Source organism: Rhodococcus sp. KBW08 (genome assembly GCF_003852455.1).
Classification (GTDB): Bacteria; Actinomycetota; Actinomycetes; order Mycobacteriales; family Mycobacteriaceae; genus Rhodococcus_F; species Rhodococcus_F baikonurensis.
On sequence record NZ_QAJJ01000018.1, the window covers coordinates 199,332 to 224,750 of the forward strand.

A 25,419-nucleotide genomic window follows, 5' to 3' on the forward strand; every position below is an offset into this window, starting at 1 on the left:
CCATATTGGTACGCCCTATCGGAGCAATAGCCGATGAGTGTTGGATCGGATGCGGAACATTGAGGCAAGGTGAGATCAGGATCACCCTGTTCCCTCGACCGACTGGAGTTCATACATGCAGCGCACCGTGTTCAACGAGGATCACGAGGCATTCCGGGCTACCGTCCGCGATTTCATCGCGAAGGAAGTAACCCCGGTCCACGAGAAGTGGGAAGAGGACGGTCACCCGCCCCGCGATTTCTACCGACGACTCGGAGAGCTGGGCGTACTCGGAATTCAGGTGCCGGAGGAATACGGCGGAGGCGGCGAGAAGTCGCTCAAGTTCAACGTCGTCGTCGCCGAGGAAGTTGCTGCCGCCGGGGCTTCCTTCGGCTCGCAGTCGGTGCATACGAACCTGATCCTGCCCTACCTGCTCGAGTACGCGAACGACGAGCAGAAGAGTCGCTGGTTGCCGGGCTTCGCTTCCGGAGATCTGATGTTCGCGATCGCGATGACCGAACCGGGAACAGGGTCGGATCTGGCGAACATCGCGACGACGGCCAAGCTGTCGGAGGACGGTACGCACTACGTGGTCAACGGTTCCAAGACGTTCATCACCGGCGGGGTACTTGCCGATCGCGTCCTGGTGGTGTGCCGCACCGCGCCCAGCACAGCGGAGAACCGACGCACCGGGTTGTCGATTCTGGTGGTCGACACGTCGTCGCCCGGATACTCGGTGGGGCGCAAGATCAACAAGATCGGTCTCAAGACCTCCGACACCGCGGAGCTTTCGTTTGTCGACGTACAGGTACCCGTCGAGGACAGGCTCGGAGAAGAAGGCGACGGATTCAGCTACCTGACCCACAACCTGGCTCAGGAGCGCCTGACTATCGCATTCGGAGCGGCCGCCACTGCCAGTGCAGCGCTTCGCTTTGCCGTCGACTACGTCAAGGACCGCAAGGTGTTCGGCAAGCCGGTTGCGGCATTCCAGAACACCAAATTCGTTCTGGCCGAATGTGCCACCGAGGTCGATGCCATCCAGTTGGTGTCCGACAACGCACTCGAATGTCATGACCGTGGCACGCTGACGATTCCCGATGCAGCGAAGGCGAAACTGTTCTGCACCGAGGCGGCAGGTCGAGTGATCGACAAGTGCCTCCAACTCCATGGCGGATACGGGTACATCACGGAGTATCCGATCGCACGCCTCTACGCCGATACACGTGTCACGCGAATCTACGGTGGCACAAGTGAAGTCATGAAGACCATCATCGCGAAGGATCTTGGTCTCTGAATTGCTCGTTGCATGTTTTCGGCCTCGGAACTGTGTTCCGAGGCCGAAATACGTTCGTGAGTGGGTCAGTTCGCCGGAACCCCGACAACGCCGTCCGCAATGAGCGTCGAGGCGTGATCAGCGGTGGTTCCGAGGATGTCGGTGAGCACCGCGACCGAATCGCCGCCGACCTCGGAGGCCGGTCCGGTGCTCAGATGCGTGCCGTCGAACGACGCCGGGTTGGCGGCAGCGAGATAACTTCCGATTCGAGGCTGGTCGAGTGCGGAGAACATCGGGTTGTTCTCGAGTTCACCGGATTTCACAACCTCCTCGAAACCACGGTACCTCTCGAACAGTACTGACGACTGGTCCAGCGCGGCAGTGATCTCGGCGGCGCTGTGTTCCCGGAACCAGTGTGAGAACAGGGCTGTCAGGACCTCTCGATGACGGTAGCGGTCCGCTTCGGTGGAGAAGTCGGCTCCGAGGGCGGCTTCGACGGCGTCGACAGCCGCCGCGGTGCCGGTGACCGACGCAAGGTCACGGAAATGGCGAGTAGTGAGTGCAACGATCATGAACCGGTCGTTGTCGCTGGAGACGAAATCGATTCCGTACGTGCCGTAGACGGCGTTCCCGCCGGACTCGCGACTGCGGCCGTTCACCTGTACTTCGGTGAGGTAGCCGAGGGTTCCCGCGGTGGCCAATGCGACGTCTTCGAGTGGCAGCGTGATCTGCGTGCCGTGTCCGGTCGAGTCACGTTGGCGCACAGCGGCAGTGATCGACAGGGCGGCGTAGAGCCCGCACGCGACGTCCCAGGCCGGCAAGGCGTGATTGACAACTCCGGCGTAGTCCGCGGGGCCGGTGATCTGTGGGAATCCCAACGCGGCGTTGACCGTGTAGTCGACGCCGGGGCTGCCGTCGCGGCGTCCGAGAACCTCGAGGGTGATGACGTCGCTACGCAATTGGGCCAGGGAGTCGTGGCCCATCCAGGTGCGTCCGCCGGCATTGGTGACCAGGATTCCCCCGCCGGGTCCCGGAGCCGTGACCAGCTGCCGAATCAGTTCTTGGCCGCGCTCGGCGCGCATGTCCACTGACAGTGACCGTTTACCTTTGTTGAGTCCGGTCCAGTAGATGCTTTCACCGTTGTCGGTGACTGGCCAGCGCTTGTAATCGGAGGCACCGCCGATCGGGTCGATCCGGATCACCTCGGCGCCGAGCTGGGAGAGAGTCAGTCCGCACAGGGGTGCGGCGACAAAGCTCGAGACCTCGACGATTCGAAGCCCGGACAACGGGCCAAGGGTCTGATTCATCTGTGTTCCTCCGTGGTGGAAAAGTGTGTGCTCATGCCATCAACACAGTGAAACGCCAGTCGAGGACCGGGGTGTGTGCTGCAGAAGCATTGTGAGAGAACACGAGTGAACGTAGCTGCACTGCGGTTCCATGTTCGAGGGGCGACGAGCCTTCGACGTGTAGTTCGCTGGTGAGGGTATCGCCCTCGTGCACGGGCCCGGTGTGATCGCACGAGTGCCACCCGAGCACTGTCACCAAGTTCGGCAGAGCGCGGGTTGCCTGGGCGAGTGCAATCCCGATGGTGTGGCCGCCGTAGACGAGGCGACCGTGGGCGCCGACGCGCTCGTCGTGGTGCGTCGCTGCGATGTTCAAGCTCAGCCGGGCAAGCTCGGGGGCGCTGGAGACGACGTCGCCGCTGCTGCGAAACACCGAACCCAACAGGTCGGATTCGAAGTGCCTGCCGGGTACTCGCTCTCGATACGTGTCGAGGTCCCAGCCGTCAGGTGACAGGTACGGATCCGGTTCGGACGGACCGATCGCCCCGAGGTCGTCGGCGTGGCGAACTCGCGCCTCGATCGGATCGGGGCTCAGTGGGAGCATGGCGCAGCGGTAGAAGTCGAGGACCGTGTTGCCGTTCTGGTCGGTGGACGTCATCCGCAGCGCGGCAAGACCGGTGGAAGCGCGTCCCGGCTTGGCCGAGTTCTCCCTCAGCCCGACCACCTCGGTTCGTGTGTACAGGGTGTCGCCGAGCACCGGGAAGCGGTGGAATCGCAGTCCACGGTAGAAGAGGTTTGCCTTGACGTGGTGTGTGACCACGGTCGACTGGCCGATGGCGATGTCGGTGACGAGACCTGGATTCGCCACTGGTGCAGCGGAACCCGTGACACTCGACGACAGATGTGCGTCGAGCGGAAGGCGCATGCGGTCGCCGAGGATCGCCTGATGGGCGGCGGCGAGTCCACTGGTCAACGTGACCGCGGGGGCTTCGTCGAATACCTGTCCGTGGGTGAGGTCGTCGAAGTACGGTCCTCCGGCGTAGTGCTCGCTCATACAGTGACTCCTTCGGCTCGGGCAAGCGTACGACGCGCTGCCACGGCCACTGCCTCGTCGAGCATCTGGCCGTCGAGCTGGGCGGCACCCGAACCCAGGTTTTCGGCCTCTTCGAGTGCGGTCAGTACCCGTCTGGCGTCACGGACGGCGTCGTCCGAGGGGGTGAATGCGATAGTGGCCGAGTCGATTTGCGCCGGGTGGATGACCCATTTGCCGTCGAACCCGAGAGCGCTGGTCCAGTGCGCGGCGTGTCGGAAAGCGTCGTCGTCGGTGATGCCGAGGAAGGGCCCGTCGATTGCTGCGACGCCGGCTGCGCGGCAGGCAATTAGGATTCTGTCCTGAATGGCAAGCCAGTGTTCAGGCAGTGCCGAGCGTGAGCGACCCAGCGCTGCACCGAGATCGGCGTATCCGATGATCGCGGCCTGGAGACGAGGAGTCGCGCGGGCGATGGAGTCGGCATTCTGGACGCCGAGCGGAGTTTCGATCAGGGCTTGCAGGGTGGTGTGGTGCCCACCGGCAGTGAAGAGGATGCGCTCGGCCTCGAGTAGTTCGTCGGCGGACTCGACCTTCGGGACGATCACGCTCGTCAGCGATTCCTCGAGGCTGCCGCAGGCGATCAGGTCGTCGCGGGCCCACGGCGTGGTCAGGCCGTTGATTCGGACCGAGATGGTGCGCGCCCCACCGAACTCGAGCACCAAGGAGCTCACGAGGGTTCGTGCCAGGTCCTTGTTCGACGAAGTGACGGCATCTTCGAGGTCGAGAATGACCTCGTCCGCGCACGAAGAGAGTGCTTTGCGGGCCTTGCGCTCGTCCGAACCCGGTGCGACCAGGGACGCGCGGCGTCTGGTCGCGCGGTAGTGGTTCTCGTCCATGTGTGTCGATTACCTCGATCTGGGGATCAAATGTACGGCCAGTTGCGAAATAGATGAGCTGCCGTGAACGGCGTTGATGTGCACCGAACTGCCTCGATGCTGGCAGTTGCTGCGTATCGATGTCAAGGCCGGTATTGACATTGCGCGAACAATATCGAAATATGGCCGTACAAACTTTTTCAAGTCGAGGCGGATTCATGCTCAAGCTCAACGACGAAGAGACATTTCTGATCGAAACCGTGCGCCGGTTCGTCGACCGAGAGGTCAAGCCCACGGTCCAGGAGGTGGAGCACGCGAACGAGTATCCCGAGAAGTGGATCGATCAGATGAAGCAGATCGGGATCTACGGCCTCGCGATTCCCGAGGAGTACGGCGGATCGCCGGTGTCGATGCCTTGTTATGCGCAGGTGACGCAGGAACTGTCGCGAGGGTGGATGTCCTTGGCGGGAGCGATGGGTGGACACACGGTGGTCGCGAAGCTCATCTCGCTGTTCGGTACCGAAGAGCAGAAGGTGAAGTACCTGCCGCGAATGGCAACCGGCGAGATCCGGGCAACCATGGCGCTCACCGAGCCCGGCGGAGGCTCCGATCTGCAGGCCATGACGACCAACGCCAAGAGTGACGGCACAGATCTGATCATCAACGGCGCAAAGACATGGATCACCAATGCCCGCCGGTCCGGCGTGATCGCATTACTGTGCAAGACCGATCCCAGCGCAAGCCCTCGTCATGCGGGCATCTCGATCGTCCTCGTCGAGCACGGCGAAGGGCTGACCGTCTCTCGCGACCTCCCGAAGCTCGGATACAAGGGCGTCGAGAGTTGCGAACTGTCCTTCGACAATTACCGCATCTCCGAGTCGGCCATTCTGGGCGGTGCTCCCGGAAAGGGCTTCGCCCAGATGATGAAGGGGCTGGAGACCGGCCGTATCCAGGTGGCTTGCCGCGCACTGGGCGTCGCCACGGCCGCTCTCGAGGATTCACTTGCCTACGCGCAACAGCGCGAGAGCTTCGGCCAGCCGATCTGGAAGCACCAGTCGATCGGCAATTACCTCGCCGACATGGCAACGAAACTGACCGCCGCGCGGCAGTTGACCTGGCACGCGGCGCAGATGTACGACAGCGGCGAGCGCTGTGACATGGAGGCAGGCATGGCCAAGCTGTACGCCTCCGAGGTGGCGATGGAAATCGCGTTGTCCGCCGTCCGCATCCACGGCGGCTACGGCTACTCGACGGAGTACGACGTCGAGCGGTATTTCCGTGATGCACCACTGATGATCGTCGGGGAGGGAACCAACGAAATTCAGCGCAACGTGATCGTTTCGCAGCTGGTTGCCCGCGGCGGTCTGTGACGGAGCGGTGAGCAAGTAGGATCATGTCGCTATGAGCGGTAAGGAAAGAGAGACGGAGCCGGCGTACCAACGCCTCTCTCGTGAGCTTCGTCAGCAGATCTCTGCCGGTACCTACCGCGACGGCATTCAACTGCCCACCGAATCCGAACTGGCGCAGCATCACGGCGTGAGTCGGCAGACAGTCCGCCGAGCCTTTCACGACCTGGTTGCCGAGGGCATCGTGTACCGAGTACCCGGGCGCGGCACGTTCGTGACCGAGAACAGCGGCCGCTATCTCCGTCATCTCGGATCCATCGAAGATCTCATGAACCTTTCGCGGGACACGACGATGGAAGTTGTGGCACCGCTGCAACGGCGCGTGGACATCGAGGCGGCCAGTCGGCTTCGGCTCGACACCGACGTCGTGTACACCGTGGTCTTCCGACGGATACACGAGGGAGTTCCGTTCGTTCAGACGACGGCGCATCTGCCGGAGGCCGTTGCTCGGCAGATCATCGACCTGCCCGCCATGGCGGCCGGTGCGGTGAGCGCCAATACGGTGATCGGCTTGCTGGAGCCGCTGATCGACAGTCCGATCGTCGAAGCAGCACAGTCGATCACGGTGTCCCCGGCAACGGCGGACGTTGCCAGGGACGTCGGTTGCGAAATCGGCCACGCCATGTTGCGGGTGGACCGTTTGTACTCCAACGCGCAGGGCGTTGCCAACGAGTTGTCGGTGAGCTACTTCTTGCCGGAGCAGTACACGTATCGGGTGACACTGCGCCGGGGCGCACATTAGAACTGCGCCGCGGCGCTGTTGCTTTTCTTTGCTGTTCAACACCTTTCAGGAGAGAACTATGCGAATTTTCAATGGAATCGACGACGTGGAGACAGCTGTCGGTGAGCACTTGGGCTACAGCGCGTGGTTCCCGGTCACGCAGGATCGGATCGACAAGTTCGCCGACGCCACCGAGGATCACCAGTGGATTCACGTGGATCCCGAGCGGGCAGCGCAGGGTCCGTACGGCGGCACCATCGCCCACGGCTATCTGACTCTTTCGTTGTTGCCAGTGCTCGGTGCTCAGGTGATGCGTGTCGACGGAATCTCCATGACCGTGAACTACGGCAGCAACAAGGTGCGATTCCCCGAACCGGTCAAGGTCGGTTCTTCGGTGCGAGCCGGTGCGGAGATTCTTTCTTTCGAGCGCTCCGCGAAGGGCGCGACGATTGTCGTGCGGTACACGATCGAAATCGAAGGAGCGGGTAAGCCTGCGCTGGTGGCGGATACCGTGCGCCTGTTGGTCTCCTGATTCCTTTTCCATTCTTCCAGAACGAGATTCGAGGTCAGTTGTGAAACGAGCAGCATTGGTCGCGCCGGTCAGAACCGCGGTGGGCCGGTTCGGAGGGGCACTTCGTGACGTGTCTGCGGAAAGTTTGGCTGCCACTGTCGTCAAGGAGACCGTGCGTCGCAGCGGAATCGATCCGTCTCGCATCGACGACGTCGCGATGGGGCAGTCGTATGCCAATTCGGAGGCACCGTGCATCGGCAGGTGGGCGGCGCTCGAAGCCGGGTTGCCGATTTCGGTAGCCGGCTTCCAGACCGATCGCCGATGTGGAACGGGTCTGCAGGCCATCGTTACCGCAGCCATGATGGTCCAGACGGGTGCGGCCGACGTGGTTCTCGCGGGTGGCGTCGAATCGATGAGCGGGATCGAGCACTACACCACCGGAGCGCGGTGGGGAACCAAATCCGGTGGGCTGCAACTGTTCGACCGCCTCGATCGTGGCCGCGAGCGCTCGCAACCCGAGTGGCGATTCGGCCGGATCAGCGGAATGATCGAAACGGCCGAGAACGTCGCGGCGCGCTGCGGGATCACGCGGGAAGAGTCGGACGCCTTCGCTGTCGAGAGTCACCGAAAAGCAACACTGGCAAGAGATTCCGGCCGATTCGATGCCGAAATCGTTGCCGTCGAACAGACTGATCGAAAAGGGAACGTCACACAGTTTCGTGCTGACGAGGGGATCCGTCCGGATACCTCACTCGAAACCCTGGCACGGCTGCGTGCGGTGACACAGGGAGGCGTCGTGACCGCCGGTAACGCCAGCCAGCAGAACGACGCTGCGGCAGCGATGTTGGTGGTCGCCGAGGATCGTCTGGACGAGCTGGGGCTGGAACCCATCGGGTTCCTCGACAGCTGGGCCGCGGCCGGTTGTGAACCGGGGCTGATGGGCCTCGGGCCGGTTGCCGCCGTCTCGAAACTGTTTGCTCGAACAGGGGCAGGCTTTGACGACTTCGATCTGGTCGAGCTGAACGAGGCGTTTGCGTGCCAGGTTCTCGGCGTCGTGAAGGAATGGGGCTTCGAGGACCTCGATCGCCTGAACGTCAACGGTTCCGGCATCTCACTAGGGCACCCCGTGGGAGCGACGGGTGCGCGTATGGCAACGACCGCGCTTCACGAACTCGGCCGACGCGGCGGCGGAAAAGCACTGTTGACCATGTGTATCGGCGGTGGCCAGGGTATGGCGGCCGTGGTGGAGTCCGCCTGACGGGGTTCGCTTCTGGGTACACTTGCGGCGGGGGATCGGAAGTTCTACGGAGGCAGTCGGTTGACGAATGCAGGTGCAGCAGACACCAGCGGCGCGCTGAGCATCGAGGATGTTCGTCGCGCCAGGGCTGCACTCGAGGGTCTGGACGTCACCAGTTGGTCCGGTCGCTTCGAGCTGCTCTCCGACGCAAACCGTCTGCGTCTGCTGCTCTGCCTTCACCACGCACCGGGGATCTGCGTCACGGATCTGTCCGTGGCGCTGGGGATGAGCGGCACTGCGGTCTCACATGCGCTGCGCCTACTGCGTAGCCAGGGGTGGGTGAGCGCGACGCGCGACGGCCGATCGATGCGATACCAACTGGCAGACGACACCGTTCACCAGCTGTTGCATTCGATCGGCGCCACACATTTTCACGACGAGACACCCACCCCCGGGCACACGCACAGCTGAGCGTCTCTCAAGGAGTCGCGAAGAACTTCTCGACGGCCGGCGCAGCGTTCGGGTTTCCGTTGGTGATTCCCGCGCCGACTCCGGCAACCGTGCCGATGACTCCACCGACGATGCAGCCGGCGATGAAGTTCGGGAAGATCGACAGGCAGCCGATTCCGACGCCGAGGTTGGCTCCGATGAGCGTCGACTGCAAGCCGCCGTTGTTCCAGCCGATATTGACCTCGTTGGCCATCGTGTCGAACGCGGCTTGCTTCGGATCGTTACCTGGGAAGAGCATCAGCGCCGCCTGGCTGTTCGACTCGGCGGTCGGGGTCAGTAGGGGCTGGGACGGATCGAAGCCCGCATTCGGGGGCGCTGCGACCGCGGTGCCGGCTCCGGCGCCGACTGCGGCGACAACGAGAACGGACATGGTGAGAGTTCGGGACAGTTTCATGGGGACGGCCAATCTGTCTGTGTGGAACCAGTCGTGAATGGTGGCGGTGCAGTTCGTTAGCCAGAACTCCACCGTCTGGATCGATCGTGCGGACCTCCTCGGGCACAACGGGACCCGTCGTCTCCGCGCGACGGGCCGTGTTTGGTGGCTACCCGACTCCGGGTGCCCTGAAACCGCCCAGTCTCATTCGTTCTTCGACAAACGCGCGCGCAATTCCTCGACCTCGGCTGTGAGCCGGTCGACCTCGGCTTGCAGGGGTTGGCGTGCCAGAGCGAGGGATTCGTCCATGCGCTCCTTGTCGAAGCGAGGTGTGATGTTTCGACTGCAGTTCCAGTCGAACGCTTCGACCTCGATGACGATGGAACGCTGGGCTTTTGCGGTCATGGTGCCGCCGGGAACTTGCAAGAGCTGTTGCAGTAGTGCAGGGTCCTGGTCCGCCTCGATCACCTGCGCACGCCCGTAGATCTTCAATCTCGTCCGCGTCGGGTAGTCGATGACGAACAGTGAGATGCGATTGTTCGCTTCCAGATTGCCGAGTGTCACGAATTGCTGATTGCCGGGAAGATCGGCGAATCCGATTCGATTCGGACCCAACACATGCAGGAATCCGCGCGGGCCGCCGCGATGTTGGACGTACGGCCACCCGTCGGGCGTCACCGTGGACATGAAGAAGGAATCCACGGATTTCACGAATCCCTGAGCGCGGAAATCGAATTCCATCGGGCCTTCGTCGGGCTGATCGAGTTTCGAACCGTAGACGGTGAAACTCCCGGTCGACCGCTGACGCTCCACCGCAGCGGGGGAGAAGGCGATGTGTGCGTATCGGGTCGACATTCTTTATCTCCTGGTGCTCAGTGCCAGCGGTGGTCGGCAACGGCAGTTCGCGGACCGAACTTGGGTTTGACGGCTTGGCCGCTGACCTGCAGAAGCCTCACGGCGCGGTATCGATGCGGTTGAAGGGGCGCGAGGTACTCCACCATCTCGGCGTCGTCTATCGGTTCACCCAGCAGTGACCACCCGACGACGGCAGCGAGGTGGTAGTCGCCGACCGAGAGTGCATCGGAATCGCCGAAGGCGCGCTGAGCCACTTCGGCGGCAGTCCAGATTCCGACGCCGGGCACCGCTCGCAATCGTTTGGTCGCTTCGGCCCGGGGGAACGTGGATGCCTGCTCGAGGCGGTCGGCGACGCGAGCACACTGAACGATCGTCTTGGACCTCGCGGGATCGACGTTCGCGCGATGGAACTCCCATGACGGCATTCGACGCCATTGGTCCGCGGTGAGTGGAACTCGCATTCCGTCGGGTGCCGGGCCGGGCGGGCGCTCACCGAACTTGGTCAGCAGGCGGCGCCACGCGGCAAACGCGTCGATGCCGTGGACGCGTTGCTCGAGGATCGCGGGAACGAGAGCTTCCATGACGCGGCCGGTGCGGCCGATGCGCAGATGCGGGAAGCGTCGATGAGCTTCGGCGAGCTTGGGATGTTCGGGGGCGAAATCTTCGGCTTCGTCGTCGAGACCGAGCAACGCTTCGGCGCCGATCAGTAATTCCGTGGCGCCGGGACCCCACGCCTGCACCCGCACCGAGTGGCGATCCGACTGAGTGATGCGGTAGGTCACAGGACCCGAAAGTTGGCGGGAAACTCGCCAGATCGCTCCGTCGGCGGACCGCCGATGTGCGGGGTCGCCGGGTCCGCGCTGATGCGGGCTGAGCGTCAGCGCGGCATCGAGTGGTCGCTGAGAAGTCACCGTGACTTCGTCGACCGGAGATAGCGGCGTCATCGAGGTCAGCGTATCGCCACCGTCCATCCTCCGTTAAGGCGTGTGTCGGTGGCGCAACGTATTGTCCGAGCCATGATCATCGTGAGCACCGACGGATCCTGTCTGCGAAACCCCGGCGGGGCTATCGGCTGGGCGTGGGTCAATCACGAGGGTCCGAGCATGTCCGGCGGAGAAGCGTCCGGCACCAACCAGATTGCCGAGTTGCGTGCTCTGTTCGAGGCCGTCGTCGCCCATCCCGGTGCAGATCCTCTGCTCATCGAATCCGACTCGCAGTACGCCATCAAGTGCGCTTCCGAATGGTTGCCCAGCTGGAAGCGCAAGGGCTGGAAGACCGCGAGCGGCGGGGCGGTCAAGAACCTCGAATTGGTGCAGAGTATCGATCGAGCCATCACCGATCGTGTCGGACCGGTGCGCTTCCGCTGGGTGCGCGGGCATGTGGGCAACCACTACAACGAGATGGCAGACAAGCTGGCCGGCGAAGCCGCACGCGCCATCGTCTCGGGGGACATCGCGTCGGTGCCGCTTGCTGCCCCGGTGAAGAAGGAGCCGACCGCCGTGAACTCTCCGTACAAAGAGAAGTCCACGACGGCCGAAGAGCCGGCAGATCTGTTCACACTTTTCTGAGCGGTTCAGAAACCGGCGGCAACCTGAACCAGCGCACGGCCGGTGTACTTGCCTTCGCGTACCTGATCGATCACCGAGACGACGTCGCGGACGGCAACGAGGTTCGTGATCTCTTGCAGATGACGTGGTGCGAGGTCGGAGCCCAGACGGGCCCACAGCGCGCGACGGGGTTCGATCGGCATCAATACCGAGTCCATGCCCAGCAGTGAGACTCCGCGGAGAATGAACGGCAGCACGGTCGTAGGCAGCGCGGCGCCACCGGTCAATCCGCTGGCGGCCACAACACCGCCGTAGTTGATCGTGCTCAGAACGTGAGCGAGGGTCTTTCCACCGACGCAGTCGACGGCCGCCGCCCACTGAGATTTTCCGAGCGGGCGAGGCTTGGCGTCGGGATCCTCGGGGAGCCGGCCGATCACCGAAGACGCACCGAGTGAGACCAGAAGGTCTGCCGCGCCGGGCTTGCCGCTGGAGGCGACCACGTCGAAGCCTGCGCTTGCCAGAAGGTCGACACTGACGGTGCCGACTCCGCCGCTCGCGCCCGTCACCAGGACGGGACCGTCGGCGGGCGTCACTCCGCTGGCCAGAATGGCTTGGACACTCATGGCCGCGGTGAATCCTGCCGTGCCGATCGCAGCAGCGTCGGCGGTGGAAATGCCGTCGAGCTTCACGACCCACTCGGCAGGCAAACGGGCGATCTCGGCGTAGCCGCCGTTGCGGGCGGTCCCGATCTCGTAACCATGTGCGACGACCTTGTCGCCTGGGGCGAATGCGTCGGACTCGGAGGCAATGACCTCGCCGGCGACGTCGATGCCGGGGACGATCGGGTACTCGCGAACTACCCCGCCTTTCGGGGTGACCGCGAGCGCGTCCTTGTAGTTGACGCTCGAATACTCGACGCGAATGGTGACCTCACCTGCGGGGAGGAAGGACTCGTCGACGGTTTCGGGGGCGAAGTCGATGGTGCCGTCGCTTTCGCGGGCGACCCAGGCGTTGAAGGTAGTCATAGGTCGAACATAAAGGCCTTCGGCCCTGTGCGCCTTGTCGGTAGTGCGAACTACCGGAAAGGCGCACAGGGGGCGGAGCCCCTAGATCAAGCTGCCCTCATGCACCGCTCGATCGAACGCGGGCAGCGGACCACCGTCGCGCAGGGTCGACGCCAACGCCGGATCGGCGAGATGGAGGCGGCCGATCGCGATCAGATCGAACTCACCGCTGCCGATGCGCTCCTCGAGCTGTGGGATGTTGTCCACCACCGGCGCAACGCCTTCGATGCGGCTGTCCCGCAGCGACTTTCCGATCCCGACGCTGCCGACCGCCATCGTGACAGCGCCGGTCAGCTTCTTCGCCCAACCCGCTAGCGAGAGATCGCTGCCTTCGAAGGCCGGGACGTCGAAACGCCTGATGCTGGCGTCGAGAACGTCGACTCCGGCGTCGACCAGCGCGCCCAGGATGACGCCCAACTCCTCGGGAGTTTCCGCGATCTTGGCGGTGAAATCCTGCTGCTTGTGCTGCGAGAAACGGTAGATGATCGGCAGATCCGGTCCGATGGCCGCGCGGATCGCAGCGACGACGGCGGCCGGGAACTTGGTACGACGCTCCAGGTCGCCGCCCCACGCGTCGTCGCGCTGGTTGGTGCCCTCCCAGAAGAAGGAGTCGAGGAGGTAGCCGTGACCGCCGTGGATCGCGATGCCGTCGAAGCCGAGTTCGACGGCGTGCTTGGCGCTGCGGACGTACGCGTCGATGACGTCCTGGATGTCCTGCTCGGTCATCGCTTCGGTGCTCGCCTGTGCGCGCTCGACGTAGGCAGCAGAGTACGAGGTGACGCCGAGTGGGCCCCATTCGCCGGAGGGGCGCATCGGCTTGAGTGAGGGGTCCATTTGCGTCATCGCACCCCACAGCGGTCCGACGTGCCAGAGCTGAGGCACGATCTTGCCGCCCGCAGCGTGCACGTCGTCGACCACCTTGCGCCAGCCGGCCTGAGCGGCAGGGGTGTGGAGGTTGGGGACATTGGCGTGATCGACAGCAGTCTCGTGATCGATCGCGACGCCCTCGGTGACGATCAGTCCGGTTCCGCCCTCGGCGCGTCGGCGGTAGTAGTCGGCGACGTCGCGCCCGGGCACGCCCTCGATGGAGTACGTGCGCGTCATCGGCGACATGACTATGCGGTTGGACAATTCGAGCGAACGGATGCGGAGCGGTTGGAACAGCGGGTTGGTCACTTCGTCACAGCGCTTTCATGAATCGGAAGAATCCGGGGTCCTGGTCGACGCGGAGCCGCGTGAGCGTTCGGTAGCTGATCAGCCACCTGCCGTCTTCTTTGCGGTATTCCTCGTGGTAGTGGCCGTAGCCGTGTAGATGCAGTTCTTTCTCGCCGTCGTTCCACCACAGCATGTCCTCCATCGCCCAGATACCGGTTGCGGTGGTGGGCGAGGTCAGCACGATTTCGGGAGTGTGTGCGTGGTGTGCCGTGGTGAGGGGGATGTCGCCGTCGAGCATGTTCCGAATTGCGGCGGTGAGTTTGTCGATGCCCACTACCTGGTTCGAGGTGTCACCGGTCTTGGGTTGCTTGTCCGTCGGGAGTCCGCCCCACGTCTCGCTGACGACGTCTGCGGTGTGCAGGGTCGGGTAGACGTGCCACTGCTTGGTGTCCATGCAGCGTAGGCGTGCGGCGAAGACACGTTTGATTTCCTCGATTGCGAGCAGTTCCTCGACGGCACTGATCAACCCCACTTCGGACTCGGCCTGAGACATTCAACCTCCAACGGTGATCGGCAAGATGGGTTCACACTCGGGTGCTCATGGCGGGCCGTCAACGACCTGTCCCGGTGAGCGCGACGGCGCTCGGTATGGTCGAGCGAACGAAAGGGGTGTCAGACGTGTGTACCGAAGAGGTCCCATCGACCGGACCGGAAGAGATCGCCGAGGTTCGGGCTTTCTGGCGCGAGTTGGGTGTTCCGGGCGTGATCGACGTCCATACCCATTTCATGCCGAAGAGCGTCATGGACAAGGTGTGGGGTTACTTCGATTCGGCGGGCCCGATGATCGGGCGACCATGGCCCATCGCCTACCGCCTTGCCGAGGAGGAACGGGTACACCGTCTCCGCGAGTTCGGCGTCCGAGCTTTCACGTCCATGATCTACCCGCACAAGCACGCGATGGCCGAGTGGCTCAACCAGTGGGCCGTCGAGTTTGCCGCGCAAACACCCGATTGCCTGCACACGGCCACTTTCTATCCCGAGGAGTCGGCAGCGTCGTACGTCGGGAAGGCGTTGGAGTCGGGTGCGCGAATCTTCAAGTCCCACATCCAGGTCGGCAACTACGATCCGAACGACCCTCTGCTCGACAAGGTCTGGGGTCAGCTCGAGGACTCCGAGACGCCTATCGTGATCCACTGTGGATCGGGACCGGCGCCGGGGGAGTACACGGGGCCCGATCGCATTGCTTCGCTGTTGTCACGGTACCCGCGCCTGTCGTTGATCGTCGCGCACATGGGGATGCCCGAGTACAGCGAATTCCTCGATCTGGCAGAGGCTTACGGCAACGTTCGCCTGGATACGACCATGGCCTTCACCGACTTCACGGAAGAGCAGTGTGCCTTCCCGAAGGCCGACGTGTCACGGCTCGTCGACATGCAGGACCGCATCCTGTTCGGCAGCGACTTCCCCAACATCCCGTACCCGTATCTCACGGCCTTGCAAGCGGTTACGCGCTTCGATCTCGGAGACGAGTGGCTGCGAGCCGTCGTGCACGACAACGCTGCCAAGCTCTTCTCGGTGAGCTGAGTCCCACCGAGAAGAATTTCGGCTCAGCGCAGTTTGATGCTGCCGCCGTCGGCCATCAACGTCTGTCCGGTCATGTACTGGGAATCGTCGCTCGCCAGGAACACCACGACAGGAGCGATGTCGGTTTCGGGATCCCCGATGCGTCCGAGCGGTACCTTGGCAACCGATGCGGCTGCACGTTCGGGGAAGGCTTCCTGCCACTTGACGACGCCTTCGGTGGCAGCGAACGGGCAGACCACGTTGACCCGAATGCCTTCCGGCGCCCACTCGTTGGCGACGACGCGCGTCAGGCCTCGCACAGCTTCCTTGGCCGCAGCGTAGGACGTCTGGGTGGGCATTCCGTCCAAACCTGAACCCGATGCGAAGTTGACGACCGAACCCTTGGTCTTCGCGAGTTCGTCGTGGCACGCCTGCATCAGGTGGACAACGGGGTAGAAACCGGTGTTGAAGGACAGGTCGAACATGTCCTGCGTGGTTTCGAGCAACGGAGCCTGACGGGACGCGTGAGCGTTGTTCACCAGGATGTCGAGCTTGCCGAAAGCCGCGAGCGCAGCGTCACGGATCTGCTCGGCCGAACCGGCAGCAGCAAGGTCGACGTTCAGAAACTTACCGGAGCCGGCCAGTTCTTGTTCGAGGGCCTGGCCCTGCTCGTCGTTGATGTCGACGAACAGGACCTTCGCGCCTTCACGGGCGAAGACTCGGGTGATGGCGCGACCGATTCCACCGGCGCCGCCGGTGACGATCGCTACCTTGCCGTTCAACCTCATGAAAACGCTCCTCTTCGTCAGTGCTGCTTAAACTGTTGCGGTCTCGTCGACTGCAAGTGCGATCTTTTCGAGGCCGGCGACGCTGTAGGCGGCGTAGGTCTCGTACGGCCCACGGCCGGAGAAGTAGGACGAGAGCTGGCCACCGAGTTCTTCGACCGTGAACGCGGATCCGGCTGCGTCGAAACGATTCTCGACCTTGGGTGCTTCCATCAACGCCACCATCTTGCCGTAGACGACGAATACCTGACCGTTGATCTCGTCGGAATCGGGGGATGCGAGGTAGCTGACCAGGGTCGCGACGCGCTCGGGTGCAAGCGGATCGAGGCCGACGACGCCGGTGTTGTTCTCGCCGAAGGCTTCTGCCGTCATGGCGGTGCGGGCGCGGGGGCAGATCGCGTTGGTGCGGACGCCGTAGCGGGAGAGACCTGCTGCGCTCGAGAGCGTCAGCGCGGTGATACCGGCCTTGGCTGCCGAGTAGTTGGGCTGTCCGGCGCTGCCGAAGAGAAAGGCTTCGGAAGAGGTATTGATAATGCGGCCGTAGACCGGTGCGTCGGCGGCCTTGCTGGCTGCGCGCCAGTGGACTGCGGCTGCGTGTGAGGTGGCGGCGTGACCCTTGAGGTGTACGCGGATGACGTCGTCCCAATCGGATTCGGTCAGGTTGAAGATCATCTTGTCGCGCAGGATGCCTGCATTGTTGACGAGGATGTCGAAGGATCCGAAGTTCTTGACGGCCTCTTCGATGATGCGCCCGCCGAGTGACCAATCGGAGACGTCGCCGGTGATGGCGAGTGCCTGTCCGCCTGCTGCCTTGATCTCGTCGACCACGTCGTTGGCCGCTGCGCCCATGTCGTTGACGATGACGGCTGCGCCGGCAGCGGCGAGCCCGAGTGCCTCGGCGCGACCCAGGCCGGCGCCGGCGCCGGTGACGGCGGCAACTTTGCCTTCCAAGCTCAGTGATTGCGTCATGTCGTGCTCCTTCGATCCGGTCTGGCGAGTAGGTTCAGCAAAATTAGTATTCATTCTAATTTGAAGTCGAGAGTTCGGTTGTCGTTCCGAAAAAATCATTCGAGCAAAATCAGAATTAGTTCTAGTTTTGAGCAGAAGATCGGCCGAAAGACGAGTAGTCTCACTGAGCGGGAGCGGTGATCTGGGTCACGAGCGGCGCATGCCATTTTGGGTCGACGCGGCGACCCCACCGCGTACGCGCCTTGCGTCACCACCGATCCTGTCCCGGAGCCACCATGGTTGTCGACACCCAGAAACGTCCCCATCCCACACCGCCGTCGGAGATCCTCACGGCGGGATCGGCTTTCGCGACTTCTGGTGGCGCAACGGGTGAATCCGCCCAGTTCTTGGCCGCATTCGTCGGCACCAGGGTCGGATAGTTCTCACCGAAAACGCAGTACGGTCGGTCCCGAACTCCCCGGGCCGGACATCAAGGAAGGCACCAGTAGTGTCACTGAATTTGGCAGATCTGTACGAGGGCATTTCGGATTTGATTCCGGACCGCACCGCACTCGTGTGCGATGGCCGTCGTCGCACCTACGTCGAACTGGACGAGGGATCGAACCGCATTGCCCGCCACTTGGCGAGCGTCGGTGTCGGGCCGGGTGATCACGTCGCTCTGCACATGCGCAACAGCATCGAGTTCGTCGAGAGTTTGCTCGGCTGCCTCAAGATTCGCGCAGTCCCGATCAACGTCAACTATCGCTACGTCGACGCCGAACTGACCTACCTGTACAACGATTCGCAGTCGGTAGCGCTGATCGTGGACGAGGAGTTCGTTCCCGTCGTGGAGACTGTCCTCCCGGCCGCGCCCGGAATTAAACACGTCGTTGTCGTCGGTGGGTCGGTGGTCCGCGACATCGAAGGCGTCGACGTCGTTCGATATGCCGACGCTGCCGCGGAGCAGCCCGCTACTCGTGACTTCGCGCCCCGCAGCAACGACGACCTCTTCGTCATCTACACCGGTGGCACGACGGGTATGCCCAAGGGTGTCATGTGGCGTCACGAGGATTTCTACTTCGCGGCGCTCACCGGCGGAAATCCGTTCGGTCCGCCGCACACCACCGCTGAAGCTCTGTACGCCGCGGTCCCGAACGTGCCCGCGATGAACATGCTCAGCACTGCACCGTTGATGCACGGCGCAGCGTCGTACTCGCTGTTCACCGGATTCTTCATGGGCGCCAACGCAATTCTCATGGCGCGCTTCGACGCGAAGACGACCCTGCAGCTCGCCGGGAGTGAGAAGGCCGTCTCCATCACCGTTGTCGGAGATGCGATGGCGCGTCCGCTCGCAGACGAATTGGCTGCCAATGCTGCGGATTACGATCTCAGCACGGTCGGAATGGTCTCGTCGGGCGGAGCATTGTTCTCGCTCTCCCTGCGCGAGCAGCTCAAGTCCATACTCCCGAACCTGGTGATCCGCGACGGATTCGGCTCCTCGGAGTCGGGCGTCGACGGCAATCTCGAGATCGGCGAAGACGGCTTGATGCGCATCGCGGCTCGCGACGAGACCCGCGTCGTGGACGAAAGGATGCGGCCGCTGGAGCCGGGATCTCCCGAGACCGGGTACATCGCTCGCAGTGGTCACGTGCCGGTCGGCTACTTCAATGATCCGGTCAAGACGGCGGCTACGTTCCCGGTGATCGACGGGGTGCGGATGTCGGTGCTCGGCGACGTCGGACGTGTCGAAGCCGACGGCTCGATCGTCCTGCTGGGACGTGGTTCTCAGTGCATCAACACCGGTGGGGAGAAGGTGTATCCCGAGGAGGTCGAGCAGGCACTCAAGAGTCACCCGGCTGTGCTCGACGCTCTGGTCGCGGGAATTCCGGATGCGAAGTTCGGTGAGCGCGTCGCGGCGGTCATCACGACCCGCGAAGGCTTCGACGTCCCGGACGCTGCCGAGATCGGTGAGCATTGCGCGTCGCAGGTCGCTCGGTACAAAGTGCCGCGCACCGTCATGAACGTTCCGTCGATCAGGCGTTCTCCCAGCGGAAAGGCCGATTACCGCTGGGCCAAGGCCACTCTCGCCGAGCAAGCCTCCTAGTCCGGCCGGAGCCGTCCAGCGCGTTTGTGAGGGACGCGTTGGGTGGCTCCGGTGCTCTAGCCTGTCACCGTCAGAACCAGCAGAGCGACGTTGAGTGCAACGATCAAGCCCGCCGCAATCCACGCCGCGACGGTCGTGATCGGGGCATTTCGCGCGTCGCCCATGAGTTCGGGGTCCGAGGTCATTCGCACCAGCGGGATGATCGCGAAGGGGATGCACAGGCTCAAGACCACTTGGCTGAGCACGAGCGCCAGCGTCGGGTCGACGCCGAGTCCGAGAACGATCAGCGCCGGGATGAGAGTGACGATTCGGCGTGTGATCACCGGAATGCGAATGGCCAGAAGACCGTGCATGATCTCGGCGCCGGCTGCGCATCCCACGGAGGTCGACGCGAGTCCGGAGGCGAGGAGCCCGATTGCGAAGACAACGGCCACGCCCGGGCCGAGCGAATTCTCGATCGCGGCATGCGCGCCGTCGATGGTGTCGGTGCCGGGTACTCCGCGCAGAGCCGAAGCGGCCAGAAGCAGCATGCCGATGTTCACGCCGCCCGCGATGATCAAGGCGACGACGACATCCCAACGGGTGACTTTGAGTAGTCGCTGCAACCGTGGCCCGGGTTTGATGTGGCCGTGGCGATCACGTGCCAATGCGGAGTGAAGGTAGATCGCGTGCGGCATGACCGTGGCGCCGAGCATGCTGGCGGCGAGCAGTACGGTCTCGGTGCCTTCGAAGCGGGGCACCAGTCCCGCGACTGCTTCGCTGCCGGAGACGTCGGTGAAGGCGAGCCCGGTCAGGAAGCCGATCGTGATGATGGCCAGCAATCCCATGACCACGAACTCGAAAGTGCGCTGTCCGCGCCGACTTTGAATCGTCAGGATCACCATCGACACGCATCCGGTGATCAGCCCGCCGAGGAAGAGCGGGATGTTGAAGAGCAGGTTGAGTGCGATGGCGCCGCCGATGACTTCGGCGACGTCGGTCGCGATCGCCATCATCTCGGCCTGGAGCCAGAACGCGCGACGGTTGTTCTTGCGTAGCCGCTGACCGAGCATCTCGGGCAAGGATCTGCCGGAGACCAACCCGAGTTTCGCGGACAGATACTGCACCAGGACGGCCATCGCGTTGGCGAGGACGAGCACCCAGATGAGGAGATAGCCGTACTTCGCGCCGGCTGTGAGGTTGGCGGCGACGTTGCCCGGATCGACGTACGCGATTGCCGCGACGAACGCCGGACCGAGCAGAGCGATGGATCTCCCCGTAGGTCGTCGGCGCGGAGTCGTCGGCTCTTGCGTACTGGTGCTCATCGGTCTCCTGGTCACACGTACTCGGACCTGTTGGTTCGAATAAGTGAACTATAGAGTTCGGGGAGCCGAACTTTCAACAGCTGTGTGCGGTTAGCGACCGCAGAGGGTCCTTAACCGCGCACAGGGGGTTAGGCCGTCACCCCGGCGGCCAGGAGAGCGCGGGCCTCGGGCCGTCCGTCGAGGAGGGCGTTGGTACGCAGTTCGACCTTCCACTCGCCGTCCGTCTTGATCAGTTCCCAGCGGTTCGCGGTGATACGGAGGACCTTGAACCCCGTCGGGTTCTCGGGGTCCTTGATGACCAATTGCGAATGGCAGGTTGCGACGGCCTTGTTGCCGTCGATGCGGATGTGCGCTGGCGTCATCATGTGCGCCGCGCCGTTCATGATCCAGTTCTGGTGAGAGGCGCTGTGAACCATGGCCCGGAGTTCGCCGCGGCCGTGCATCGCGCCGGTGTCGACGTCGTAGACGCCGTCCTCGAGCCACAGGTTCGCGACCTCGTCGGCTGATCCACTGTCGACGGCGGGGCTGTAGGTGGTCAGCAGTTCGGTGATCGCGAGCTTGTCCTCGAGCAATTCCACTCGGGCCAGCAGAGATTCGATCAGGGCGGTCGTGTCGGTCATGGGTACGTCCTTTGCTCGGGAAGGTTGACGGATCAGGAAGTGGTGAAAGCGAGGCCCTCGGTGAGGGCGATTCGGTGAAGTTCTTCTAGCTGTTCGCAGTAGTGCTCGACGTTTCGAGCGCCGATCGAGCAACTGGCGATGGTCGCCCCGGCGTCGCGGACGCGAGTGAGGGCACGAAGCGTGGATTCGGGATTGCCGAGGGGGTCGAGCGGAGCGCCGGCGGGGAGGACGACGTCGAATCCGTCGGGGAGCGTCGTGGCGTCGAGCATTTCCTTCAGTTCGGAGAATCGCAGCCCGAACGGAACCCATCCGTCGCCGTGTGTGGTGGCCCGGCGCAACGACCTCTTGGTCCGGCCGCCGATCCACAGGGGTACGCGCTTCTGGACGGCATGGGGTTCGACGACGAATCCGGAGTAGTCGTAGAACTCGCCGTGATACTCCGGACTCGGCGTCGACAGTGATGCACGAAGTGCTGCCAGAGCATCGTCGGCACGCGCTCCCCGGTCGACGAACGGAGCATTTATGAGATCGAATTCTTGTTTCAGAGTTCCGACTCCGAGCCCGAGTATCAGGCGTCCGTTGCTGACGCGATCCAGTGTTCCGTAGCGCTTGGCGATCTCGAGTGGGTGGTGATAACCCAGTACCAGCACCTGCGTCGCCAAGAGGATTCGCGACGTGCGGGCGGCCAGATAGCCCAGTGTGGCGAGTGGATCCCAATAGGTTCCGCCGCGTTCGGTGGCAATCTCTTCGGGAACTGCTACGTGCTCACTGCAGGTCAGATGATGGAAACCGAGTCGATCCGCCGTAGCGGCCACTGTGGCGATCTCACCGATGTCGGCACTCGCCTCCCACTCCGAACGTGTGCTCGGGTGCTGAATCAGGACCGGCGTGACGATTCCCAGGTGCATCGGGCGTTTATAGCCCTCCTGCTCGCGCGGCAGCAGGGGAATTACCGCTGATCGGGATCGAAAAGGTGGATTCACTTTCCAGGAACTGTGACCTGGGTTATAGTCGGTAGAATCAATTCCAGTTTTCGGGAGGCGTCCATGACCATCGTTGACATGAACGACACACTGTCCACCGTCCAGACTGCCGGTGGGCAACCCAAGAAGGATCTGCCGCCGTCGATGGTCGAGCGGATGACGCTGATTCTCGACGCCTTCGACGGCCGTGCCGCGCGGCTGACGCTGGAAGAGGTCGCGTGCCGTACTCAGTTGCCGCGGTCCACCGTCCACCGCATTCTCGATCAGCTCGTCAAGCTGGACTGGGTCGATCACGCATCGTTCGGCTACTGCCTCGGGCGCCGCGCACTCGGCCTCGGTGGTGGCGACGGCGGCCACAGCCAGATCCGCGAAGCCGCAGCACCGCTTCTGCACGAACTGCACCTGCAGACCGGCATGGTCGTTCACCTGTCGGTGCTCGACGGACGCGAGAGTGTCTACCTCGACAAGGTCGGCGGACGGTTTGCCGCGGCCCTGCCGTCCCGCGTCGGCGGCAGAGTGCTCGCTCATTCGACGGCCGGCGGCAAGGCGATGCTGGCATGGATCGACCCCGAGCGCGTCGACGCTCTGTTCGGGTCGGCTCTTCCCCGCTGCACCGAGAACACGATCACCGACGTCGCTGTGCTCCATCAGGAACTGAACCGCATCCGTCAGCGTCGGGGACTGGCCTTCGAACGCGGGGAGTCGGCGCGTGGAGTCGCGTGCGTGGCTTCGGCAATTCGCGGACACGAGGGTCCCGTCGGCAGCATCGCGTTGTGTGGCGACATGCGGACCGCTCAGCTCGAGCGAGTTGCTCCGCTGGTCGTCGACGCGGCTCGTGAGGTCTCGCGGACGTTGTACCCCGAACTGGGTGCTCCTCGCCGCGGCCGCAAGACGCCTCCCGTTCCGACCAATACGTTCTCGGCGGAGACGATGGATCGCCTGCTGGCAGCGTCGTCCGACCACTGGATCTGACGTATTTCGATCGACTTGTCTCGCTGATCGGGACGGGTCATAGCAGCTCAGCGGTACTGATGGCACCGTTCGGACCATGACGACTGAACTGAGCTACGAGGGAACTCTGAAGGAACTGCAGACCGATCTCGGTGTGCTCCGGTACCACGAAGCCGGCGACGGCCCGCCGCTCCTGCTGCTGCACGGATCGGGCCCCGGTGTCACCGGTTGGCGTAACTACCGTGGCGTTCTCGCGGACTTCGCGGAGTACTTCCACTGCTACGTTCTCGAGTTCCCCGGATTCGGCGTCAGCGATCCCGGCCCCGACCACCCGATGATGATGGCGCAGGCATCGGTCGGGATGTTCCTCGATGGCCTCGGCCTCGGACCGGTCCACATGATCGGCAACTCCATGGGCGGCATCGTCGCCACCAAGGTCGCGATCGACGAACCGCACCGCGTGAGCAAGCTCGTCACCATCGGCGGCATGGGCAAGAACACCTTCTCTCCCGGTCCCGGTGAAGGCATCAAACTCCTCATGGAGTTCACCGACAACCCCACCCGCGAAGCTCTGGTCCGGTGGTTGCATTCGATGGTCTTCGACCGTGCCGTCGTCACCGAGCAACTCATCGAAGAGCGTTGGGCCCTGGCCACCGAGCCGACGACGCTCGAGATCGCCCGTCGTATGTACAGCAGCAAGGCCATGGCCGCCATGGGCGCGGCTGCAGCTGCTTCGACCGCCGTGCCGTACTGGGCGCAGCTGAACAAGATCAAGGCACCGACGCTGTTGACCTGGGGACGCGACGACCGTGTCAGCCCCGTGGACATGGCCATACTGCCGATGCGCGACATCCCGAACGGCGAAGTTCACATCTTCCCCAACTGCGGACACTGGACGATGATCGAAGCCCGTGACGCCTGGGTTGCGTCCGTTCTGGCATTCCTGACGCGTCCAGAAGGCAAGTAATGGGTGCTCCCACTCACCGGGAAGCGTTTCTGCACTTCGGCGGGCTACCTGCCACCGTTTCACCAACAGATTTTCATTCTGCCTAGGCACTCGCCGGGTACCGAAACCAGAAAGCCGGAAAAATCATGGGTCAGGTTCTGGACAACATCTCACAGTTCGCCGACGAGATCCGCGCCGACGGAGTCGAGGGCGACAAGCTGATGCGCTTGACGGACGGCAGCGCGAAGCGACTGCGCGACTCCGGCGTCATCCGGATGTTCCAGCCGAAGGAATTCGGAGGCCTCGAGGCACATCCGCGTGAATTCGCCGAGACGGCAATGGCTATCGGCGCGATGGACGGTGCCACGGGTTGGGTCAGCGGCATTGTCGGTGTGCATCCGTGGGAGCTTGCGTTCTTCGACCGCAAGGCTCAGGAAGAGGTGTGGGGAACCGATCCTGATACGTGGATGGCGTCGCCGTATGCGCCGATGGGCGTTGCGAGGCCGGTCGAGGGTGGGTACATCCTCAACGGCCGCTGGTCGTTCTCCTCGGGTACCGATCACTGTGACTGGATCATGATCGGCGCGATGGTCGGTGACGAATCCGGTAAACCGTTGATGCCGCCGAAGATTCTGCATGTACTGCTGCCTCGCTCTGATTACGACATCGACCAGGACAGCTGGAATGTCGTGGGCCTGCGCGGTACGGGGTCGAAGGACCTGATCGTCAAGGACGCATTCTTGCCCACCTACCGCACGATCGACGCCGGAAAGGTGTTCGACGGGACGGCGTGGAGGGAAGCGGGCCGTACGGAGACGTTGTACAAGTTCCCGTTCTCGTGCATTTTCCCGTTGGGGATCACTTCGTCGTTGATCGGTATCGCGGAGGGTGCGTTGGCGTGCAACATGGCTGCGCAGCGTGAGCGGGTGACGGTCAGTGGTGTTCCGATCAAGGAAGATCCGTACGTGCTGTTCGCGATCGGTGAGGCTGCGGCCGAGATCGCTGCTTCTCGGGCTGCGATCTTGGAGACGGTGGATCGTTTCTGGGACATGACGGAGAAGGGGCAGGAAGTTTCGTTCGAGCTGCGTGCGGTCGGTCGGCGTACGCAGACTGCTGCGGCGTGGCGGGCGGTGCGGGCGGTGGACGAGATCTTTGCTCGTTCCGGTGGTGGCGCGTTGCAGTTGAACACGCCGATGCAGCGGTTCTGGCGTGATGCGCATGCCGGTTTGGCGCATGCGATCCACGTACCCGGTTCCATCTTCCACGCGTCGACGCTCTCGCAGCTCGGTGGCGAACCGAAGGGCATCCACCGGGCAATGATCTGAGCCGTCCTGGGGACACCCGGAGGTGTCCCCATCGCGGTTTTCGTGGGAGGCGAGAAGCATGTCGGTGAATC

General features: G+C 63.3%; 27 protein-coding genes. 13 read left to right on the forward strand and 14 right to left on the reverse strand.

The window, feature by feature from the left end; translation table 11 throughout:
- Positions 1-115: 115 nt before the first annotated feature.
- Positions 116-1,273: an acyl-CoA dehydrogenase family protein gene (locus DBV08_RS24720; protein ID WP_124569202.1), complete on the forward strand. Its 1,158-nt coding sequence runs from the start codon at positions 116-118 to the stop codon at positions 1,271-1,273.
- 65 nt (positions 1,274-1,338) lie between these two features.
- Here the strand turns inward: DBV08_RS24720 and DBV08_RS24725 are convergent, their stop codons facing one another.
- The 3 genes from DBV08_RS24725 to DBV08_RS24735 are packed head-to-tail and all read right to left on the reverse strand — an operon-like array spanning position 1,339 to position 4,461.
- Positions 1,339-2,559, reverse strand: coding sequence for a CoA transferase (locus DBV08_RS24725; RefSeq protein WP_124569203.1), 1,221 nt, complete (start codon positions 2,557-2,559; stop codon positions 1,339-1,341).
- A 31-nt stretch (positions 2,560-2,590) separates the two neighbouring features.
- Positions 2,591-3,589, reverse strand: coding sequence for a MaoC family dehydratase (locus DBV08_RS24730; RefSeq protein WP_124569204.1), 999 nt, complete (start codon positions 3,587-3,589; stop codon positions 2,591-2,593).
- Positions 3,586-4,461 carry a CoA ester lyase gene (locus tag DBV08_RS24735; RefSeq protein ID WP_124569205.1) on the reverse strand — a complete coding sequence of 292 codons (876 nt, stop codon included), beginning with the start codon at positions 4,459-4,461 and terminating at the stop codon, positions 3,586-3,588. Before DBV08_RS24735 ends, DBV08_RS24730 begins: the two co-directional genes overlap by 4 nt.
- 197 nt (positions 4,462-4,658) lie before the next feature.
- Here DBV08_RS24735 and DBV08_RS24740 point away from each other — a divergent pair, with 197 nt between their 5' ends.
- From DBV08_RS24740 to DBV08_RS24760, 5 genes are read left to right on the forward strand one after another with little or no spacing between them, the layout of a single operon-like run.
- Positions 4,659-5,810 carry an acyl-CoA dehydrogenase family protein gene (locus DBV08_RS24740; protein ID WP_095973186.1) on the forward strand — a complete coding sequence of 384 codons (1,152 nt, stop codon included), beginning with the start codon at positions 4,659-4,661 and terminating at the stop codon, positions 5,808-5,810.
- A gap of 31 nt (positions 5,811-5,841) precedes the next feature.
- Positions 5,842-6,588: a GntR family transcriptional regulator gene (locus DBV08_RS24745; protein WP_124569206.1), complete on the forward strand. Its 747-nt coding sequence runs from the start codon at positions 5,842-5,844 to the stop codon at positions 6,586-6,588.
- A 58-nt stretch (positions 6,589-6,646) separates the two neighbouring features.
- Positions 6,647-7,099: a MaoC family dehydratase gene (locus DBV08_RS24750; protein ID WP_095973159.1), complete on the forward strand. Its 453-nt coding sequence runs from the start codon at positions 6,647-6,649 to the stop codon at positions 7,097-7,099.
- A 40-nt stretch (positions 7,100-7,139) separates the two neighbouring features.
- Positions 7,140-8,336 carry an acetyl-CoA C-acetyltransferase gene (locus DBV08_RS24755; protein WP_124569207.1) on the forward strand — a complete coding sequence of 399 codons (1,197 nt, stop codon included), beginning with the start codon at positions 7,140-7,142 and terminating at the stop codon, positions 8,334-8,336.
- Positions 8,337-8,396: 60 nt separating this feature from the next.
- Complete coding sequence (locus DBV08_RS24760; RefSeq protein ID WP_095973161.1) at positions 8,397-8,786, forward strand: metalloregulator ArsR/SmtB family transcription factor; 390 nt, start codon at positions 8,397-8,399, stop codon at positions 8,784-8,786.
- Positions 8,787-8,793: 7 nt separating this feature from the next.
- On the opposite strand, the gene DBV08_RS24765 is transcribed toward DBV08_RS24760, so the two are convergent.
- The 3 genes from DBV08_RS24765 to DBV08_RS24775 form a co-directional block, all read right to left on the reverse strand.
- A complete protein-coding gene (locus tag DBV08_RS24765) occupies positions 8,794-9,291 on the reverse strand; it encodes a hypothetical protein (protein ID WP_003940625.1) in 498 nt (165 codons plus the stop codon).
- Between the two features lie 111 nt (positions 9,292-9,402).
- Complete coding sequence (locus DBV08_RS24770) at positions 9,403-10,053, reverse strand: pyridoxamine 5'-phosphate oxidase family protein (protein ID WP_095973162.1); 651 nt, start codon at positions 10,051-10,053, stop codon at positions 9,403-9,405.
- A gap of 17 nt (positions 10,054-10,070) precedes the next feature.
- Positions 10,071-11,024: a DNA-3-methyladenine glycosylase gene (locus tag DBV08_RS24775; protein ID WP_124569208.1), complete on the reverse strand. Its 954-nt coding sequence runs from the start codon at positions 11,022-11,024 to the stop codon at positions 10,071-10,073.
- Between the two features lie 45 nt (positions 11,025-11,069).
- Between DBV08_RS24775 and DBV08_RS24780 the strand changes: the two genes are divergently transcribed.
- Positions 11,070-11,621, forward strand: a complete 552-nt coding sequence (locus DBV08_RS24780) for a ribonuclease H (RefSeq protein ID WP_007729467.1) — start codon at positions 11,070-11,072, stop codon at positions 11,619-11,621.
- Positions 11,622-11,626: 5 nt separating this feature from the next.
- Here the strand turns inward: DBV08_RS24780 and DBV08_RS24785 are convergent, their stop codons facing one another.
- From DBV08_RS24785 to DBV08_RS24795, 3 genes are all read right to left on the reverse strand, one after another.
- On the reverse strand, positions 11,627-12,625 hold the full coding sequence (locus tag DBV08_RS24785; protein WP_124569209.1) for an acryloyl-CoA reductase: 999 nt from the start codon (positions 12,623-12,625) through the stop codon (positions 11,627-11,629).
- Between the two features lie 81 nt (positions 12,626-12,706).
- Positions 12,707-13,840 carry a 12-oxophytodienoate reductase gene (locus tag DBV08_RS24790; protein ID WP_124569210.1) on the reverse strand — a complete coding sequence of 378 codons (1,134 nt, stop codon included), beginning with the start codon at positions 13,838-13,840 and terminating at the stop codon, positions 12,707-12,709.
- 4 nt (positions 13,841-13,844) lie between these two features.
- A complete protein-coding gene (locus DBV08_RS24795; protein WP_124569211.1) occupies positions 13,845-14,372 on the reverse strand; it encodes a nuclear transport factor 2 family protein in 528 nt (175 codons plus the stop codon).
- Positions 14,373-14,497: 125 nt separating this feature from the next.
- On the opposite strand from DBV08_RS24795, the gene DBV08_RS24800 reads away from it, so the two are divergent.
- A complete protein-coding gene (locus tag DBV08_RS24800; RefSeq protein WP_172436750.1) occupies positions 14,498-15,403 on the forward strand; it encodes an amidohydrolase family protein in 906 nt (301 codons plus the stop codon).
- Between the two features lie 23 nt (positions 15,404-15,426).
- On the opposite strand, the gene DBV08_RS24805 is transcribed toward DBV08_RS24800, so the two are convergent.
- Both DBV08_RS24805 and DBV08_RS24810 read right to left on the reverse strand, forming a co-directional pair.
- Entirely contained in the window at positions 15,427-16,170 is a 744-nt protein-coding gene (locus DBV08_RS24805) for an SDR family NAD(P)-dependent oxidoreductase (protein ID WP_095973167.1), read from the reverse strand.
- A gap of 27 nt (positions 16,171-16,197) precedes the next feature.
- Positions 16,198-17,136 (reverse strand): 3-oxoacyl-ACP reductase, encoded by a 939-nt coding sequence (locus DBV08_RS24810; protein ID WP_095973168.1) that lies wholly within the window; start codon positions 17,134-17,136, stop codon positions 16,198-16,200.
- A 275-nt stretch (positions 17,137-17,411) separates the two neighbouring features.
- On the opposite strand from DBV08_RS24810, the gene DBV08_RS32415 reads away from it, so the two are divergent.
- Both DBV08_RS32415 and DBV08_RS24815 read left to right on the forward strand, forming a co-directional pair.
- Positions 17,412-17,555, forward strand: a complete 144-nt coding sequence (locus DBV08_RS32415) for a hypothetical protein (protein ID WP_172436752.1) — start codon at positions 17,412-17,414, stop codon at positions 17,553-17,555.
- A gap of 68 nt (positions 17,556-17,623) precedes the next feature.
- Positions 17,624-19,219 (forward strand): acyl-CoA synthetase, encoded by a 1,596-nt coding sequence (locus tag DBV08_RS24815; RefSeq protein ID WP_124569212.1) that lies wholly within the window; start codon positions 17,624-17,626, stop codon positions 19,217-19,219.
- Positions 19,220-19,275: 56 nt separating this feature from the next.
- On the opposite strand, the gene DBV08_RS24820 is transcribed toward DBV08_RS24815, so the two are convergent.
- The 3 genes from DBV08_RS24820 to DBV08_RS24830 all read right to left on the reverse strand — a co-directional run bounded on the left by DBV08_RS24820 (position 19,276) and on the right by DBV08_RS24830 (position 22,051).
- A complete protein-coding gene (locus DBV08_RS24820; protein ID WP_095973170.1) occupies positions 19,276-20,523 on the reverse strand; it encodes an Nramp family divalent metal transporter in 1,248 nt (415 codons plus the stop codon).
- Positions 20,524-20,651: 128 nt separating this feature from the next.
- A complete protein-coding gene (locus tag DBV08_RS24825; protein WP_124569213.1) occupies positions 20,652-21,143 on the reverse strand; it encodes a nuclear transport factor 2 family protein in 492 nt (163 codons plus the stop codon).
- A 32-nt stretch (positions 21,144-21,175) separates the two neighbouring features.
- Positions 21,176-22,051, reverse strand: coding sequence for a TIGR03619 family F420-dependent LLM class oxidoreductase (locus DBV08_RS24830; RefSeq protein ID WP_124569214.1), 876 nt, complete (start codon positions 22,049-22,051; stop codon positions 21,176-21,178).
- 138 nt (positions 22,052-22,189) lie between these two features.
- On the opposite strand from DBV08_RS24830, the gene DBV08_RS24835 reads away from it, so the two are divergent.
- From DBV08_RS24835 to DBV08_RS24845, 3 genes are all read left to right on the forward strand, one after another.
- Positions 22,190-23,098 (forward strand): IclR family transcriptional regulator, encoded by a 909-nt coding sequence (locus tag DBV08_RS24835; RefSeq protein ID WP_095973173.1) that lies wholly within the window; start codon positions 22,190-22,192, stop codon positions 23,096-23,098.
- A gap of 76 nt (positions 23,099-23,174) precedes the next feature.
- A complete protein-coding gene (locus tag DBV08_RS24840) occupies positions 23,175-24,044 on the forward strand; it encodes an alpha/beta fold hydrolase (RefSeq protein WP_124569215.1) in 870 nt (289 codons plus the stop codon).
- Positions 24,045-24,169: 125 nt separating this feature from the next.
- Positions 24,170-25,348, forward strand: a complete 1,179-nt coding sequence (locus tag DBV08_RS24845; protein ID WP_124569216.1) for an acyl-CoA dehydrogenase family protein — start codon at positions 24,170-24,172, stop codon at positions 25,346-25,348.
- Positions 25,349-25,419: the final 71 nt, after the last annotated feature.